Here is a 15473-nt window from a genome sequence, read left to right as displayed (position 1 = left end):
TTCAGGGGGTCCGGGTGGCGGAGCCCCCGGCCCGGGGCGAAGCCCCGGTTGTCACAGCGCCGCGTTTCACGCTGTAGGTGATCACCGAACCCAGGACCAGGGCGACGCCGAGGGAGAGCAGCATGCTGATCCCGGGTTCGGTGATGAGCTGGCCGCCCGCGTAGCCGAGGAAGGCCACGTAGGACGTCCAGAGCGTGACGCCGATAGCGGAGGCCGTGAAGAACTCCGCCATCGGCCAGCGGAGCGAGCCGGCGAGGAGGGCGCCGACCGTTCCGCCCGACGGCAGCCAGCGGGCCACCACCAGCACCGGGCGCGGGTGGCGTTGCAGCCGCCCGTCGAGCCAGCCGATGCCGGCGGCGATCTTCTTCCGCCGGCTCAGCCGGTCCAGCGCCGCCCGGCCACCGAACCGGCCGAGGGCGTAGAGCGCCTGGTCGGAGACCAGGCACCCGGCCGTGGCCACGGCGATCACCAGCGCCAGTGACGTCCCGCCCTGGGCCGCGGCGATGCCCATGCCGAGGAGCGTCACCTCGGTGGGCAGCAAGGGCACCAGCGAGACGACGAACAGCACCAGCAGTCCGGCCGTAGTCGCGTCCACACCTCCATTAACCGCCCGCGGGCTCCGGATGAATCCCGATCAAGGGGGACTCACAGGAAGCCGACAGCTCTTCCACAGATCGGGTGACTGTGGCGGCCGGGATCCGGGGTAACCGTGCGGGTATGGACACTTTGTCGGGAAAGGTCGCCCTGGTCGCGGGCGGGACCCGCGGCGCGAGCCGCGCGATCGCGGTCGAGCTGGGCCGCGCGGGCGCCTTCGTGTACGTGACCGGCCGCAGCAGCGGCACCAAGAAGTCCGAAGTGGACCGTCCGGAGACCATCGACGAGACCGCCGAGCTGATCGAGCAGGCGGGCGGGCGCGCCGAGGCCGTCCGCGTCGACCACCTGGAGCCGGCCGAGGTCGCCGAGCTGGCGAAGCGAGTCGACGCGGCGCACGACGGCCTCGACATCCTGGTCGACGGCATCTGGGGCGGTGACCAGCACCTCGGCTGGGGCAAGCCGGTGTGGGAGCACGACCTCGACGCCGGCCTGCGGATGATCCGCCTCGGCATCGACGCGCACCTGATCACCGGCCACCACCTGCTGCCCCTGCTGATCCGCCGCCCGGGCGGCCTGGTCGTCGAGCTGACCGACGGCACGGCGGAGTACAACGCGAACTACCGCGAAGGGACGTCGCTGCCGTTCTACGTCGCGAAGGCGTCGGCGCACCTGCTGGCGAAGGGTGAAGCCGCGGAGCTGAAGGAGCACGGCTGCACGGCCGTCGCCTACACCGCCGGCTACCTGCGCTCGGAGATGATGCTGGACCTCCACGGCGTCACGGAGGAGAACTGGCGCGACGCGCTTGAGGAGAACCCGCACTTCGCGATCTCGGAGACGCCGACGTTCGGCGCCCGCACGATCGTCGCGCTGGCGAGCGACCCGGACCGGCGGCGGTGGTCGGGGCAGACGGTCAGCAGCGGTCAGCTGGCGAAGGAGTACGCGATCGATGACGTCGACGGCAGCCGCCCGGACGCCTGGCGCTACATGACCGAGGTGATCGCCCCGGGCAAACCGGCGGACACGACCGGCTACCGCTGACCCCAGAATGCCGTGAAGGGCACCTTCAGGGCTTAGAAGTCCCTGAAGGTGCCCTTCACGGCAGTTCGCTACCGGTTGGCGCGGTTCACCGCCGAGACGACGGCGCGCAGCGACGCCGTGACGATCGACGGGTCGATCCCGATGCCCCAGAACACCCGGTCCGAGATCGCGCACTCGATGTACGACGCGGCGCGCGCGTCGTCGCCCGGCGAGAGCGTGTGTTCGGAGTAGTCCAGCAGGCGCAGGTCGAAGCCCACGGTCGAGAGCGCGTCGAAGAACGCCGCGATCGGTCCGTTGCCGCGGCCGGTGACCTCGTGCTCGTCGCCTTCCACGCGCACCGTCGCGGTGATGTCGTACTCGCCGTCCCCGTTGTCGCGGACGTGCTGGCGGACCAGCTCCAGCGGCGTCTTCAGCTCCAGGTACTCGGTCGCGAAGGCGTGGTACATCGTGGCCGGGTCGACCTCGCCGCCCTCGGTGTCGGTGTAGCGCTGGATGACCTTCGAGAACTCGATCTGCAGGCGCCGCGGCAGGTCGAGCTGGTGCTCGGCCTTCATGATGTAGGCGACGCCGCCCTTGCCGGACTGCGAGTTCACCCGGATCACGGCCTCGTACGTGCGGCCGACGTCCTTCGGGTCGATCGGCAGGTACGGGACCTCCCACGGGTACTCGTCGAGCGGTACGCCCTGCTTGCCGGCGGCGTCCTTCAGCGCGTCGAGGCCCTTGTTGATCGCGTCCTGGTGCGAGCCCGAGAAGGCCGTGAAGACCAGGTCGCCGCCCCACGGCGAGCGCTCGGGCACCGGCAGCTGGTTGCAGTACTCGACCGTCCGCTTGATCTCGTCCATGTCGGAGAAGTCGATCTGCGGGTCGATGCCCTGGCTGTAGAGGTTCATGCCCAGCGCGACCAGGTCGACGTTGCCGGTGCGCTCGCCGTTGCCGAACAGGCAGCCCTCGATCCGGTCCGCGCCGGCCTGGTAGCCCAGCTCGGCGGCGGCGATGCCGGTGCCGCGGTCGTTGTGCGGGTGCAGCGACAGGATCACCGAGTCGCGGCGCGCCAGGTTGCGGCTCATCCACTCGATCGAGTCGGCGTAGACGTTCGGCGTGGCCATCTCGACGGTCGCCGGCAGGTTCAGGATCACCGGCTTCTCCGGCGTCGGCTGCCAGATTTCGGTGACGGCGTTGCAGACCTCGAGCGCGTACGACAGCTCGGTGCCGGTGTAGGACTCCGGCGAGTACTGGAACCGGAAGTCTGTGTCGGGCTGCTTCGCGGCCAGCTCGACGACCAGTTCCGCGGCCTGCGTCGCGATCTTCTTGATGCCTTCGCGCTCCTCGCGGAAGACCACGCGGCGCTGCAGGATCGACGTCGAGTTGTAGATGTGGACGATCGCGCGCGGCGCGCCTTCGAGGGCCTGGAAGGTCCGCTCGATCAGCTCGTGGCGGCACTGGGTCAGCACCTGGATGCTGACGTCGTCCGGGATGGCGCCCTCTTCGATGATCTCGCGGACGAAGTCGAAGTCGGTCTGCGACGCGGCCGGGAAGCCGACCTCGATCTCCTTGTAGCCCATGCGGACGAGCAGGTCGAAGAACTTGCGCTTGCGCGCGGGCGACATCGGGTCGATCAGGGCCTGGTTGCCGTCCCGCAGGTCGACGGCGCACCACAGCGGCGCGCGGTCGATGCGCTTGTCCGGCCAGGTGCGGTCGGGGACGTCGATGTTCTCGATCAGGTCGTACCAGGGGCGGTAGCGGTGCACCGGCATGGACGTGCCGCGCTGGGTGTTCCAGGCGGGCTGATCAGCGGGCGCGGTGCGAGAGGGTTTGCGGATGCGCGAACTCATGAAAGGGGTGTCTCCAGCTCGACGGGTGCGACCGGCACCACGAAGCCCCGCGACGGGGAGCCGGTCCGGTCAGGCCCCGTCGCGGCAGCGAAGCAGGAGAGCACGCGCCACGTGCCCACCATAACCATCGGGCGAGGCCGGGGGGAAGTGAGGGCGCGATCCAACCGTTACGTGGGACGGCCCATCCGAGTTACCAGCGGGTAGCAATCGGCCCAGTGCCGTGCGAAACTGCGGGCATGGCTGAACACGCAGAGTCGTCGGCGTCTTCGGCGTCTTCGGAGGACACGGAGACGCGCGTCGCCCGCCGAGCACCCGTCGACTGGCGCGGTGCCGGGGGCAAGGTGGCCAACGCGGTGGCGTCGATCGTCCGCTGGGTGGGCTTGGTCTTCGCCGCGATCCTGGTGATCCACGTGATCTTCACGGTCGGCTCGGCCAACCCGGACAACGGCATCGTCTCGTTCGTCCACTCCTGGGCGGACGGCTTGGCGCTGGGCTTCAGCGACCTGTTCACGCCGAGCGACGCGAAGCTGCGAGTCCTGGTGAACTTCGGCATCGCGGCGATCTTCTGGCTCGTGGTGTCGGGCATCCTCGCCAAGGTGATCCGCCGCGTCGGCGGGGCTTCCTGATTTCGCGGTGATCACGATCGGCTGATCCCGGGCGGAGGCCCGTAACGCAGTGTCGCCGCCGGGCGACATCAGCACGCCGGAAGGGGTGCTGAACATGTCCGTTTCACAGCCTGTCGCGACGACGCCGAGCGCGGTCGCTCGCATCGGGAGCCGTTGGTACTTCGTCGTCACCATCGTTTCGTTCGGTTTCTTCGCGTGGGTTCCGTTCGTGCACGCCGCCCTGCGGCTGGGCCGGAAGTCGCTCTACGTTCGCGCCGTGGCCTTCGGGGCGGCCGCCGCGGTCGTCGGCGTGCTGATGTCCCTGGCGCCCAAGGACACCGCGGGCAAGGCTGTCGGCACGACCGGGAACCTGCTCACCTCGCTCGGCGTGGTCGTGGCCCTCGCCGTGGTCGCGGTCGCCTGCGTCCAGCAGTCCAGGCTGCGCCGCGAAATCCTGCACCACGTCCCCGGCGAGCGGCTCGACGGCCCGGACCCGGCCCTCGCCGCCGCATTGGCCGCGCGGGAACGCCGCGTCGGGGCCCGGAAGCTCGCCGCCGAGGAGCCCCTCATCGCGCGGGACCTCCGGATCGGCCGGCCCGACCTCGCGCGCGACTACGACGACGGTGGTCTGGTCGACCTCAACAACGCGCCGGCAGGCGTGATTGCATCGGTTTGCGGGCTGGATGCGGCGACCGCCGAAGCCATCGTCGACATCAGGACGACCGTCGGCGGCTTCGTCGCCGTCGACGATGTCAGCACCGTCGTGCCCTTCGGGACGCTGGACCGCATCCGCGACCGGGCCGTGGTCCTGCCGGTCTAGAGCGCCGGGGTGCCCCACTTGCCGGTGAACGCGAACTCCTCCAGCGGGATCCGCGCCCGGTCCGCCTTCTCCTTCTCGATCCGCCAGTCCTCCTCCAGAACGGCAGGATCACCCGGCGACCCGACCGCGATGGCGACCCGCGGCTCCGCGTTGTCCGGGAGGTCGAACGACGACCGGACGTCGGCAGGGGAGAAGCCCGCCATCTGGTGGGCGATCAGTCCCAGTTCCACCGCCTGCAGCACCAGGTTCTCCGAAGCCAGCCCGAGCCCGTATTCCGCGTACGGGACGTCTCCCTTCGAGTTCGAAGTCACCATCACCCCGATCAGCAACAGACCCGCCCGGCGAGCCCACGCCTGGTTGCCCGAGTTGAGCGTCGCCAGGATCGCGTCGAACGCCGAGGTTCCGCGGACGCCCACCAGGTAGCGGGCCGGCTGGGTGTTGCCGAACGACGGTGCCCAGCGGGCCGCTTCGAGGAGGGCCCGCACCTGGTCCGGGGTGACGACGGCGGACGCGTCGTAGGCCCGGGGACTCCAGCGCTCGGCCATCAGAGGGGCGATCGGGATGCTCGTCACAGCTGGTTTGCGCACGATCACCACGGTACCCAGGAGTGCGCTGCATCACTCGAAAGGAAGTGCTCCGCGCATTTCCTTGGTGTTACGGAAGATTTACTTCCGTAACTGGCCCGGACCGGTGGCCGCCGCCACTCAATAGTGTGGCGGGCCGCTGAAGCCCCGGTAGGCTCCTTCTCAACTATGGGACGCGGGGGCTCTCCGGTGCCCACCAGGGAGCAGACCCGGCCCGTCGAGGAGGTTCGGGCGTGGCCCTCGTGGTCCAGAAGTACGGCGGATCGTCGCTGGAAAGTGCCGACCGGATCAAGCGCGTCGCGGAACGGATCGTCGCCACCAAGAAGGCCGGCAACGACGTCGTCGTGGTCTGCTCGGCGATGGGTGACACCACCGACGAGCTGCTCGACCTGGCGCAGCAGGTCAACCCGGCGCCGCCGGAGCGGGAGATGGACATGCTGCTCACCGCCGGTGAGCGCATCTCGAACTCGCTGGTCGCCATGGCCATCGCGGCCCAGGGCGCCGAGGCGTGGTCGTTCACCGGCTCGCAGGCCGGCGTCGTCACGACGTCCGTGCACGGCAACGCGCGCATCATCGACGTCACCCCGAGCCGGGTCACGGAGGCCCTCGAGCAGGGCTACGTCGCGCTGGTGGCGGGCTTCCAGGGCGTCGCGCAGGACACCAAGGACATCACCACGCTGGGCCGCGGCGGTTCGGACACCACCGCCGTCGCGCTGGCCGCCGCGCTCAACGCCGACGTCTGCGAGATCTACTCCGATGTGGACGGTGTGTACTCCGCCGACCCGCGGATCGTGCCGGACGCGAAGAAGCTCGACGTCATCCCCTACGAGGAGATGCTGGAGCTGGCCGCGAGCGGGTCGAAGATCCTGCACCTGCGGTCGGTCGAGTACGCGCGCCGCTACGGCGTCCCGATCCGAGTCCGTTCTTCCTACAGTGACAAGCCGGGCACCACGGTGACCGGTTCTATCGAGGAGATCCCCGTGGAACAAGCGCTGATCACCGGTGTCGCGCACGACCGCTCCGAAGCCAAGATCACGGTCACCGGCGTACCGGACCACGCCGGTGCCGCGGCCCGGATCTTCCGCGTGATCGCCGACGCCGAGATCGACATCGACATGGTGCTGCAGAACGTGTCGAGCACCGTCTCCGGCCGCACCGACATCACGTTCACGCTCTCGAAGGCCAACGGAGCCAAGGCCGTCAAGGAGCTGGAGAAGGTCAAGGCCGAAATCGGCTTCGAGTCCGTGCTCTACGACGACCACGTCGGCAAGGTCTCGCTGGTCGGCGCCGGGATGCGCTCGCACCCGGGTGTCACGGCGACGTTCTGCGAGGCGCTAGCCTCCTCCGGCGTCAACATCGAAATCATCAACACCTCCGAGATCCGCATCTCCGTGCTGATCCGGGACGCCCAGCTCGACGACGCCGTGCGCGCGATCCACGCCGCGTTCGAGCTCGGCGGCGACGAAGAAGCTGTGGTCTACGCGGGGAGTGGTCGCTGATGGCGGACGGGCTGCGGGTCGGGGTGGTCGGCGCGACCGGCCAGGTCGGCGCGGTGATGCGCAAGCTGCTGGCGGAGCGGGAGTTCCCGATCGCCGAGCTCCGGTACTTCGCCTCGTCGCGTTCGGCGGGGTCGAAGCTTCCTTGGCGTGACACGGAAATCACGATCGAAGACGCGTCCACGGCGGATCCGTCCGGTTTGGACATCGCGCTGTTCTCCGCGGGCGGCACGACGTCCAAGGCGCAGGCGCCGCGGTTCGCCGACGCCGGCGTCACGGTGATCGACAACTCCTCGGCGTTCCGGATGGACCCGGACGTGCCGCTGGTCGTCAGCGAGGTCAACCCGGAAGCCATCAAGGAAGCGCGGAAGGGGATCATCGCGAACCCCAACTGCACGACGATGGCCGCGATGCCGGTGCTCAAGCCGCTGCACGACGAAGCGGGCTTGGTCCGGCTGGTCGCGTCGACCTACCAGGCGGTGTCCGGCAGCGGGCTGGCCGGCGTCGACGAGCTGGCCGGTCAGGTTCGCGCAGGAGCGGAGCACGCCTCGCTGCTGACGCACGACGGCGCGGCGATCGACTTCCCCGCGCCGAACAAGTACGTCCGCCCGATCGCGTTCAACGTCCTGCCGATGGCGGGGTCCATTGTGGACGACGGTGAGCTCGAAACGGACGAGGAGAAGAAGTTCCGCAACGAGAGCCGCAAGATCCTGAGCATCCCGGGGCTGGGCGTGTCCTGCACCTGCGTGCGGGTCCCGGTGTTCTCGGGGCACTCGATCTCGGTGAACGCGGAGTTCGCGCAGCCGCTGACGGTCGAGCGCGCGACGCAGCTGCTGGGCCACGCGCCGGGCGTCGAGCTGTCCGACGTCCCGACGCCCCTGCAGGCAGCGGGCAACGACCCGAGCTACGTCGGCCGCATCCGCGTCGACCAGGGAGTCGGCGGCGGCCGCGGGCTCGCGTTGTTCATCGCCAACGACAACCTCCGCAAGGGCGCGGCGCTCAACGCCGTGCAGATCGCGGAGCTGATCGCGCAGCAGTAGCTCGGACGACGTCGAAGGCCCCCTCGGTCGTCGAGGGGGCCTTCACGCGTCTCGGGTCGCGTTTCGGCAGGCCCGCGAACTGCTTGACGGGGTTCGCGGATCGCTTGACGTCGGTGTCGAAGTTCCGCACGTGGCCGCCGGAATTGGGCGACGGCTTCGTCGTGGCGACCGTCGCGGTGCAGCGCGTAAATGGCGTAACCGCGGTCTTCCCGGGCGCCTTCGCCGTCGAGCCGGGGCAACGCCAGGTCGAGGGCGTCCCGGACGTAGCGGCTTCGCCAGATCGGGTTGCCCGCCATGGCCATCTCGAAAGCTCGCAGGAGCAACGGCGTCAGGGCCGCGGCCCCGTCGCGAAGTCGAGCAGCCGCTCTTCGGTGCCGTGCCATTTCGGCCACCGGTAGCGCAGGGCGCGCTCGTGTCCGGGCCGGTGGGCGGGCGCGCGGACCAGATCCCCGTCGAAGGGCTGGTCACGGACGTTGAGCCCGATGGCGACGGAGACCAGGGACGCCCACGGTGTCGGATCCGTCTCGGCGAGTTCGGCCGCCCGCCAGGCGGCGGCCTCGGCGTGCTCCAGCAGCTGCACGAACGGCTGACGGCTGGTGTGCGCGGCGGCGGCGCTGCCTCGCCAGGGCTACGAGTCTGCGCCTGCACGACGGGCGGCGTCGGGATCGTCTTCCCTCTCGGCGAGCCAGTCTCGTAGCCATTGGCGTTCGGTGGTGGCCGCGAGCGGTTGATTCGGCACGGCCCCGAGTTGTGCGGGCGACAAGACCAGCGGTGGGTCCCCGCGCGACCAGCGCACCACCAGCTTGTCCACAATCGAAAGCCGCTGTGGACAACTCGGCGCCTGAAGCCCCGGTCGGCAGTTTTCGTCGGTAGCCGCCGATAGACTGGACAAGGGCACGCCCCCCAGGGAGGGCGGGGAGCTGCCCGGGGGCGCGTTCCTCCACAGTGGACATCTGGAAATCGCCTTGCTCGAATCCGCGCCACGGGGGACTCTGAGCCTCGCAAGCACTTCCAGGGGAGGAAATCATGTACACCGCCGTCGACGGCGCCCGCGTGCCGATCCGGATGTGGGCCGATCCCGCGTCCGTCGAAGACCAGGCCATGCGGCAGCTGCACAACGTCGCGAACCTGCCGTGGGTGCACGGGCTCGCGGTGATGCCCGACGTGCACTACGGCAAGGGTGCGACCGTCGGCAGCGTCATCGCCATGCGCGACGCCGTTTCGCCGGCCGCGGTCGGTGTCGACATCGGGTGCGGGATGAGCGCGGTGCGGACTTCGCTGACCGCGGCCGACCTGCCCGACGATCTCGGGAAGCTGCGCCGGCGCATCGAAAACGCCGTGCCGGTCGGGTTCGGGCTGCACAAGACGCCGGTGAACCCGGCGAAGGTGCACGGCGTCGGCGGCTGGGACGAGTTCTGGAAGGGCTTCGGCGAGCTGCACACCGGTGTCCAGGAGCTGCACGACCGGGCTGCGCGCCAGATCGGGAGCCTCGGCGGCGGGAACCACTTCATCGAGGTCTGCCTCGAGCAGGGTGGTGCCGACGAAGGCCGCGTGTGGCTGATGCTGCATTCGGGCTCGCGCAACATCGGCAAGGAGCTCGCGGAGCGGCACATGGCCGTCGCGCGGAAGCTGCCGCACAACGCCGACCTGCCCGACCGGGACCTCGCCGTGTTCGTCGCGGGCACCCCGGAGATGCGGGCGTACCGGCGCGACCTGTTCTGGGCGCAGGACTACGCGGCGCGCAACCGCGCCACGATGGTCGCGCTGGTGAAGCTGGCGCTGGCGGAGGTCGTGCCCGGCACGACCTTCGACGACGCGATCTCGTGCCACCACAACTACGTCGCCGAAGAGACCTACGACGGCGTCGAGCTGCTCGTCACCCGCAAGGGCGCGATCCGCGCCGGCTCGGGTGACCTGGGGATCATCCCGGGCAGCATGGGGACCGGTTCGTACATCGTGCGCGGGCTCGGCAACGAGTCGTCGTTCCAGTCGGCGTCGCACGGCGCCGGCCGCCGGATGTCGCGGACCAAGGCGAAGAAGCTGTACACCGCCGAGGACCTCGCGGCGCAGACGGCGGGCGTCGAATGCCGCAAGGACACCGGCGTCGTCGACGAGATCCCGGCGGCCTACAAGGATATCGACTCGGTCATCAAGGCCCAGACCGACCTGGTCGAGGTCGTCGCCCACCTCAAGCAGGTGGTCTGCGTCAAGGGCTGAGCGGTACCTTGGGTGATATGACCAGTTGGGGGAGGACGGCCGCGTCGCTGGCCGCGGCCGCACTGCTGTTGAGCGGGTGCGACCAGGTCGGTGACGCGGTCGACCAGGGCAGCAGGACGGCGGACAAGGTCGGCGCCTGCGCCGAGGCGCTCGGGCTGGCGGACCTGAATCCGCTGGTCGACCCGCAGAAGCTCAAGGAGCGGGCCGAGGACAAGGAACAGCGGCTGCGCGCCCTGGCCGGGAACGTCGCCGACCAGGACGTCAAGAACGCGCTGCTCGGCATGGCCGACTCCTACGTCGAGGTGCAGAAGGAACGCATCGAAGACGCCGGCGTCGTGGCCAGGTGGGCAAAGCGCAACGTCGCCAAGCTCGACGCGCTGCGCACCGCCTGCAGCTGACGCCCGCCGCGCTTCTGCGCACCTGCCTCCGAAGTCCGTGAAGGCCTCCTTGAGGGACTCAGAGTCCCTCAAGGAGGCCTTCACGGACTTGCGAGTGGGGCGGGGCGGCGGCGCTAGCAGGGGGTTTCGGCGAGCGCGGGTACCGGGGCCGGTTCGGGTGTGCGGCGCCGCCGCCACCGGATCAGGCCACCCGACGCGACCACCAGGCCGCCGAGGCCGGCCGCCGCGAAGCCCCAGGCCGGGCTCGAGTGGTCGATCGCGAAGCCGACCACCGGGCTGCCCACCGCGAGGCCGAGCCGGGTGAACGAGTCCTGCAGCCCCATCGCCTCGCCGCGCACCCGCGGCGGCGCGATCCGGCTGACCGTCTCGGTGGTCGCCGCCAGCGTCGGCGCGCAAAGCAGGTTCGTCGGGATCAGCACGAGCATCAGCAGCCACCACGGCTGTTCGGCGAGCCCGACCGGCACCACCAGCAGCGCGAGCAGCAGCATCAGTACGCCTTGGGGCAACGACCGCTTCACCGAGCCGTGCACGATGCCGCCGGCGATCGACGCGGCGCACATCACCGCGATGACCAGCCCGGTCACGCCGATGTCGCCGTGCTCGCGCAGGGTCGCGAGCGTCGCCAGTTCGGTGCCGACGAGCACGAACAACGCCCCCGCGGCGACCAAGAGCGTGCCCACCAGCCGGCCGGTCAGCCAGCTGCGCAGCGGCGGCCGGACCTCGGAAACCCCCGGCTCGACGGCGTCGCGGATCGGCGGGTTCACCAGCCAGATCAGGAACGCCGTGCCGCCGAACAGCACGCCGAGGGCGCTGAGCGTCCACGTCGGCGAAAACGCGGTGATCGCCGCGATCCCGGCCGCGGGGCCGATCATGAACGTCGCCTCGATCGAGATGGTGTCGAGCGAGTACGCCGCCCGGCGCTCCTCGGCCGGGACGAGCGTGGCCAGGACCTGCCGGGCCAGCGAGCCCGCGGGCACCGAGAGCATCCCGGCCGGGACGGCGACCGCGGCGAGCGCCTCGAACGGCAGGTGCGGCGCGATGATCCAGAAGACCGTCGTGCCGATGCCGCAGACGGCGACGACGGGGCGCAGCCCGTACTTGTCGAAGGCGCGGCCGATTACCGGCGCGCCGAGGGCCATCCCGAGGGTGACGCCGGCGCCGACCAGCCCGGCGGCGCCGTACCCGCGGCCGAGCCCGGTGACGACGTACAGCGTCATCAGGACGCCGTTCATGGTCATCGGCAGCCGAGCCAGGAACATCAGGGCCATCGTCGAGGGGACGCGGGGGACGGAGAGCACCCGGCGGTAGGGCTGCAGAGGCACGTCTCGATGAGAACCCAAGGTGGTACGCGCGTGCAACTTATTTCTCGAGCCGGCCACCCCTGGCGCCCGAATATTTCGAGAGCTACTCTCATTTGGTAGTCACTACCAAATGGGGGTTGCTATGAATCAGCTGTATCCACGCAGGTGGTGGGCGCTCGGAGCGCTCGCGGTGAGCCTGTTGACCGTCGGTCTCGACCTGACCGTGCTGAACGTGGCCGTGCCGACACTGGCGGTCGACCTCGGCGCCACGACCACGCAACTGCAGTGGTTCGGCAACGCGTACACGCTGGCGCTGGCCGCGCTGCTGCTGCCGGCGGGCCTGCTCGGCGACCGGTTCGGGCCGAAGAAGCTGCTGCTCGGCGCGCTCGCGGTGTTCGGGCTGGCGTCGTTGTGGTGCGCCTACGCGGGTTCGCCCGGCGAGCTGATCGCCGCCCGGGTCGTGCTCGGCGCCGGCGCCGCGTTCCTGATCCCGCTGTCGCTCTCGCTGCTGAACATCCTGTTCCCGCCGGAGGAGCGGGCGAAAGCGCTGACGACGTGGGTGCTGGCGACGTTCGTCGGCATCCCGCTCGGCCCGCTGCTCGGCGGCTGGCTGCTCGACCACTTCGCCTGGGGCTCGGTGTTCCTGATCAACGTCCCGCTGACCGCCGTCGGGGTGGTCGCGGTGCTGTTCCTGGTGCCGCTCACCCGCGGCTCCGGCCGGGGCGGGATCGACTACCCCGGCATCGCGCTGTCGGCGGCCGGGCTCGTCGCGCTCACCTACGGCTTCGTCCACGCGGGCGAGCACGGCTGGACCGACCCGGTCACCTACGGGCTGGTCGCGCTCGGCGCCGTGCTGCTCGCGGTGTTCTGCTGGACCCAGACGCGCGTGGCCGCGCCGCTCACCGATCTCGCGTTGTTCCGGGAGCCGCGGTTCGTCTGGGGCGCGGTGCTTGCGACCGTCGCGTCGTTCGCGTTGATGGGCCTGCTGTTCGTGCTGCCGCAGCTGTTCCAGGCGGTGCAGGGCGCCGACGCGTTGCAGACCGGCGTGCGGCTGCTGCCGCTGATCGGCGGCATGCTGATCTCGGCGAAGATCGCCGAACGGCTCGTCACCGCGTTCGGTGTCCGGGTGGTCGTCACGGGCGGGTTCGTGCTGCTCGCGGCCGGTCTGGGCTGGGGCTCGACGACGTCGGCCGCGTCCGGGTACGGCCTGACGATCGGCTGGGAGACCGTCATCGGCCTCGGCACCGGGTGCACGCTGCCGCCGCTGATGTCGATGGCGATGGGCGCCCTCACCGAGGGCCGCTCGGGAGCCGGTTCGGCGCTCATCCAGGTGCTGCGCCAGGTCGGCGGCACGATCGGCGTCGCGGTGCTCGGCACGGTCCTCAACGGCGTCTACCGCGACGGCGTGGACGTCCAGGGGCTGCCCGCACCGGTGGCCGCCGCGGTCCGCGGCAGCGCGTCCGCCGCGGTCGCCGTCGCCGGGAAGCTCCACCTGCCCGGGCTGGCCGAGTCGGCGCGGGCCGCGTTCACCGACGGCATGGCGGCGACGCTGTGGGTCTGCGCCGGGCTCGGCGTGGCCGGCGCGCTGCTGGCGGTGGTTGTCCTGCCCGGGCGTGCGGTGGCCGCGGCCCAGCCGCGAGAATCGGAGCATGACGTCGTCGCCGGCTGAGCCCACGGGGTTGCGAGAGCGGAAGAAGGCCAAGACGCGGGCCGCGATCCAGCGGCACGCGTTGCGGCTGTTCCGGGAGCGGGGTTACGCGGCCACGACGGTCGACCAGATCGCGGCCGCCGCGGAGATCTCGCCGAGCACCTTCTTCCGGTACTTCCCGACGAAGGAGGCGACGGTCCTCTACGACGCCCTCGACCCGCTGATGGTCGAGGCCGCGCTGGCCCAGCCGCCCGAGCTGAGCGTGATCGGCGCGCTGCGGGCGACGTTGCGCGACGTCTACGAGGCGCTCCCGGAAGACGCCTGGCAGGACGAACGCGAACGGCAGCTGCTGGTCTTCAACGAGCCGGAGCTGCGTGCCCCGATGCTGGAGCAGTACGGCGCCGGCATCGACCTGCTCGCCGACCTCGCGGCCCGCCGCGTCGGCCGGTCCGCGACCGATTTCGAGGTGCGCAACTGGGCGGGCGCCGTGGTCGGCGTCGTGCTCGCGGCGTTCTACACCGCCGGCGGCGACCCGGACCTGCTCCTGAACTCACTCGACGAGGCTTTTGCGCACCTGGAGGCGGGCCTCCCGCTCTGAAGCATTTTCCGGTTCGTGCTCCCACCACGGGGAACGGCGTTTTCCGGCGCACCTTGTGGGTGGCGGTGCCGGCGTGGGGGACGCCCTTCTGGAGCAGTTGCGACACGCGGTCCCACGGAGTGATGAGGCCAGAAGATCACCGTTTACACCCGGATGAGTGGCCGAACTGTTCCATAGTGGACGGTCGTAACCCCTGGTGACAAACGGGATCGGTCCGGATGATCTTCAGGGGTATTGGCAAGGTTTCGGCGTTAATCAATTGCGGGCGAGTTCGCCGCTTCCGCATCCGGCACGTAAGGGTTGGAAAACGTCACCAACCGGTGAGAGGGTGGCTTATCTCCGATACGGCGGGTATCGCTTTAACCCGTCAGGTCTCCCGAGGCCAGGAGGTAAAAGGTATGAAAGGCAAGTTCGGGCGGTCCATCGCCCTGGTAGCCGCCGGCAGTCTGCTGGCAGTCGCGACGGCCGGTGTCGCCGCGGCGAGCCCGGACGGGGGCAAGGGTTCCTCCAGCACCCAGGCCCTCGCCGCACAGGTGCTGCAGATGCGTGACGACCTGACCAAGGTGGCTTACGCGGGCAACGTCGGCGCGACCCGGTCCGACCTGGGCCGGATGAGCCCGGTGATGTCGGACATCGCCGCCGGAAAGCGCTACACGATCCAGACCGACACCCAGCAGCTCGCCGGGCTGGCCAAGGGCCGCGCGGACGAGTCCGTCCGGCTCCTGACCGACCCGACGGCCAAGGCGCGCCAGCTGCCACCGCTGCCGTTGCCGATCCCTTCGCTGCCGGACCTGCCGGGACCGCTGAAGATCGTCAGCGACCTGGTGAAGGCCCTGCTGGGCGCGGTGACCGGCATTCTGGGCGGCCTGCTCGGCGGGCTCCCGGTGCCGCCGCTGCCGCTTCCGGTCCCGCCACTGCCCGCGGGCTGAGCAGGGCTATCGGAGAAACAGGGGGGCCCGGAGCCCGGCCGCGGACATTCCTCCGCGCCGGGCTCCGGGTCGTTTCCCGGTTCGCGCCGCCGGTTCGGTTCGTTCCGGCGTCCTGGCGCGGGCTATCCCGCAGCGAATGCCTGCGCCGGGCGGAGAAGTGCCACTCGGTCGGCGGATGGCACGGCGCGGGCTATTCCGCGGCGGACGTGTGCGCCGCCGGAGGAGCGGCGCCGGTCGGCACTGCGCGGCAGGGTCAGGCCGACTCCAGCGCTTTGGCACGCGCTAGTTCGCGGCGGACGTTTGCGCCGGTCGTGGAAACGCTGCCGGGAGGCGCCGCGCGGGCGGGGCAGGTCGGTCCCAAGTGGACAGGCCC

15 protein-coding genes are annotated in these 15473 nt (G+C 70.4%); 10 read left to right on the top strand and 5 right to left on the bottom strand.

The features are described from left to right. Position 1: 1 nt before the first annotated feature. Complete coding sequence (locus OHS18_RS28200; RefSeq protein WP_328612957.1) at positions 2-595, bottom strand: DedA family protein; 594 nt, start codon at positions 593-595, stop codon at positions 2-4. A gap of 122 nt (positions 596-717) precedes the next feature. On the opposite strand from OHS18_RS28200, the gene OHS18_RS28195 reads away from it, so the two are divergent. Beyond that, entirely contained in the window at positions 718-1632 is a 915-nt protein-coding gene (locus tag OHS18_RS28195) for an SDR family oxidoreductase (protein ID WP_328447599.1), read from the top strand. 68 nt (positions 1633-1700) lie between these two features. Here OHS18_RS28195 and leuA read toward each other — a convergent pair whose 3' ends face one another. Next, positions 1701-3464 carry a 2-isopropylmalate synthase gene (leuA, locus tag OHS18_RS28190; protein WP_328447601.1) on the bottom strand — a complete coding sequence of 588 codons (1764 nt, stop codon included), beginning with the start codon at positions 3462-3464 and terminating at the stop codon, positions 1701-1703. Positions 3465-3700: 236 nt separating this feature from the next. Here leuA and OHS18_RS28185 point away from each other — a divergent pair, with 236 nt between their 5' ends. Beyond that, the gene (locus OHS18_RS28185) at positions 3701-4090 is read left to right on the top strand and encodes a hypothetical protein (RefSeq protein ID WP_328612956.1); all 390 of its coding nucleotides are present in this window, start codon (positions 3701-3703) and stop codon (positions 4088-4090) included. Positions 4091-4184: 94 nt separating this feature from the next. Further along, positions 4185-4889 (top strand): ComEA family DNA-binding protein, encoded by a 705-nt coding sequence (locus OHS18_RS28180; RefSeq protein ID WP_328612955.1) that lies wholly within the window; start codon positions 4185-4187, stop codon positions 4887-4889. Here the strand turns inward: OHS18_RS28180 and OHS18_RS28175 are convergent. Next, on the bottom strand, positions 4886-5476 hold the full coding sequence (locus OHS18_RS28175) for a nitroreductase family protein (RefSeq protein ID WP_328612954.1): 591 nt from the start codon (positions 5474-5476) through the stop codon (positions 4886-4888). The genes OHS18_RS28180 and OHS18_RS28175 overlap by 4 nt on opposite strands. A gap of 230 nt (positions 5477-5706) precedes the next feature. Here OHS18_RS28175 and OHS18_RS28170 point away from each other — a divergent pair, with 230 nt between their 5' ends. Together OHS18_RS28170 and OHS18_RS28165 are read left to right on the top strand one after the other, a co-directional pair. Continuing rightward, positions 5707-6972 (top strand): aspartate kinase, encoded by a 1266-nt coding sequence (locus tag OHS18_RS28170; RefSeq protein ID WP_326945025.1) that lies wholly within the window; start codon positions 5707-5709, stop codon positions 6970-6972. After that, positions 6972-8009: an aspartate-semialdehyde dehydrogenase gene (locus OHS18_RS28165; RefSeq protein WP_328612953.1), complete on the top strand. Its 1038-nt coding sequence runs from the start codon at positions 6972-6974 to the stop codon at positions 8007-8009. Before OHS18_RS28170 ends, OHS18_RS28165 begins: the two co-directional genes overlap by 1 nt. Before the next feature lie 328 nt (positions 8010-8337). Here OHS18_RS28165 and OHS18_RS28160 read toward each other — a convergent pair whose 3' ends face one another. Continuing rightward, the gene (locus tag OHS18_RS28160) at positions 8338-8589 is read right to left on the bottom strand and encodes a hypothetical protein (protein ID WP_328612952.1); all 252 of its coding nucleotides are present in this window, start codon (positions 8587-8589) and stop codon (positions 8338-8340) included. Positions 8590-9035: 446 nt separating this feature from the next. On the opposite strand from OHS18_RS28160, the gene OHS18_RS28155 reads away from it, so the two are divergent. Next, positions 9036-10226 carry an RtcB family protein gene (locus OHS18_RS28155; RefSeq protein WP_328612951.1) on the top strand — a complete coding sequence of 397 codons (1191 nt, stop codon included), beginning with the start codon at positions 9036-9038 and terminating at the stop codon, positions 10224-10226. A gap of 17 nt (positions 10227-10243) precedes the next feature. Further along, positions 10244-10624 carry a hypothetical protein gene (locus OHS18_RS28150; protein WP_328447619.1) on the top strand — a complete coding sequence of 127 codons (381 nt, stop codon included), beginning with the start codon at positions 10244-10246 and terminating at the stop codon, positions 10622-10624. A 113-nt stretch (positions 10625-10737) separates the two neighbouring features. On the opposite strand, the gene OHS18_RS28145 is transcribed toward OHS18_RS28150, so the two are convergent. Continuing rightward, positions 10738-11883 (bottom strand): MFS transporter, encoded by a 1146-nt coding sequence (locus tag OHS18_RS28145; RefSeq protein ID WP_328459165.1) that lies wholly within the window; start codon positions 11881-11883, stop codon positions 10738-10740. A gap of 232 nt (positions 11884-12115) precedes the next feature. Here OHS18_RS28145 and OHS18_RS28140 point away from each other — a divergent pair, with 232 nt between their 5' ends. The 3 genes from OHS18_RS28140 to OHS18_RS28130 all read left to right on the top strand — a co-directional run bounded on the left by OHS18_RS28140 (position 12116) and on the right by OHS18_RS28130 (position 15100). Then, positions 12116-13594: a DHA2 family efflux MFS transporter permease subunit gene (locus tag OHS18_RS28140; protein ID WP_328612950.1), complete on the top strand. Its 1479-nt coding sequence runs from the start codon at positions 12116-12118 to the stop codon at positions 13592-13594. Next, positions 13575-14171 (top strand): acyl-CoA-like ligand-binding transcription factor, encoded by a 597-nt coding sequence (locus OHS18_RS28135; RefSeq protein ID WP_328447623.1) that lies wholly within the window; start codon positions 13575-13577, stop codon positions 14169-14171. Before OHS18_RS28140 ends, OHS18_RS28135 begins: the two co-directional genes overlap by 20 nt. Positions 14172-14569: 398 nt before the next feature. Continuing rightward, positions 14570-15100, top strand: a complete 531-nt coding sequence (locus OHS18_RS28130) for a hypothetical protein (protein WP_328447625.1) — start codon at positions 14570-14572, stop codon at positions 15098-15100. Positions 15101-15473: the final 373 nt, after the last annotated feature.

The organism is Amycolatopsis sp. NBC_00355 (genome assembly GCF_036104975.1).
GTDB lineage: Bacteria > Actinomycetota > Actinomycetes > Mycobacteriales > Pseudonocardiaceae > Amycolatopsis.
The sequence above is the reverse complement of the archived record's forward strand: the minus strand, read 5'-3'. Positions and strand labels throughout refer to the sequence as shown.

What these genes read in the sequence shown, in the direction of transcription:
- OHS18_RS28150 (WP_328447619.1), top strand. Translation starts at nt 10,244, where the DNA reads ATGACCAGTTGGGGGAGGACGGCCGCGTCGCTGGCCGCGGCCGCACTG.
- leuA (WP_328447601.1), bottom strand. Translation starts at nt 3,464, where the DNA reads ATGAGTTCGCGCATCCGCAAACCCTCTCGCACCGCGCCCGCTGATCAG.
- OHS18_RS28145 (WP_328459165.1), bottom strand. Translation starts at nt 11,883, where the DNA reads ATGTTCCTGGCTCGGCTGCCGATGACCATGAACGGCGTCCTGATGACG.
- OHS18_RS28165 (WP_328612953.1), top strand. Translation starts at nt 6,972, where the DNA reads ATGGCGGACGGGCTGCGGGTCGGGGTGGTCGGCGCGACCGGCCAGGTC.
- OHS18_RS28185 (WP_328612956.1), top strand. Translation starts at nt 3,701, where the DNA reads ATGGCTGAACACGCAGAGTCGTCGGCGTCTTCGGCGTCTTCGGAGGAC.
- OHS18_RS28195 (WP_328447599.1), top strand. Translation starts at nt 718, where the DNA reads ATGGACACTTTGTCGGGAAAGGTCGCCCTGGTCGCGGGCGGGACCCGC.
- OHS18_RS28135 (WP_328447623.1), top strand. Translation starts at nt 13,575, where the DNA reads ATGACGTCGTCGCCGGCTGAGCCCACGGGGTTGCGAGAGCGGAAGAAG.
- OHS18_RS28155 (WP_328612951.1), top strand. Translation starts at nt 9,036, where the DNA reads ATGTACACCGCCGTCGACGGCGCCCGCGTGCCGATCCGGATGTGGGCC.
- OHS18_RS28180 (WP_328612955.1), top strand. Translation starts at nt 4,185, where the DNA reads ATGTCCGTTTCACAGCCTGTCGCGACGACGCCGAGCGCGGTCGCTCGC.
- OHS18_RS28130 (WP_328447625.1), top strand. Translation starts at nt 14,570, where the DNA reads ATGAAAGGCAAGTTCGGGCGGTCCATCGCCCTGGTAGCCGCCGGCAGT.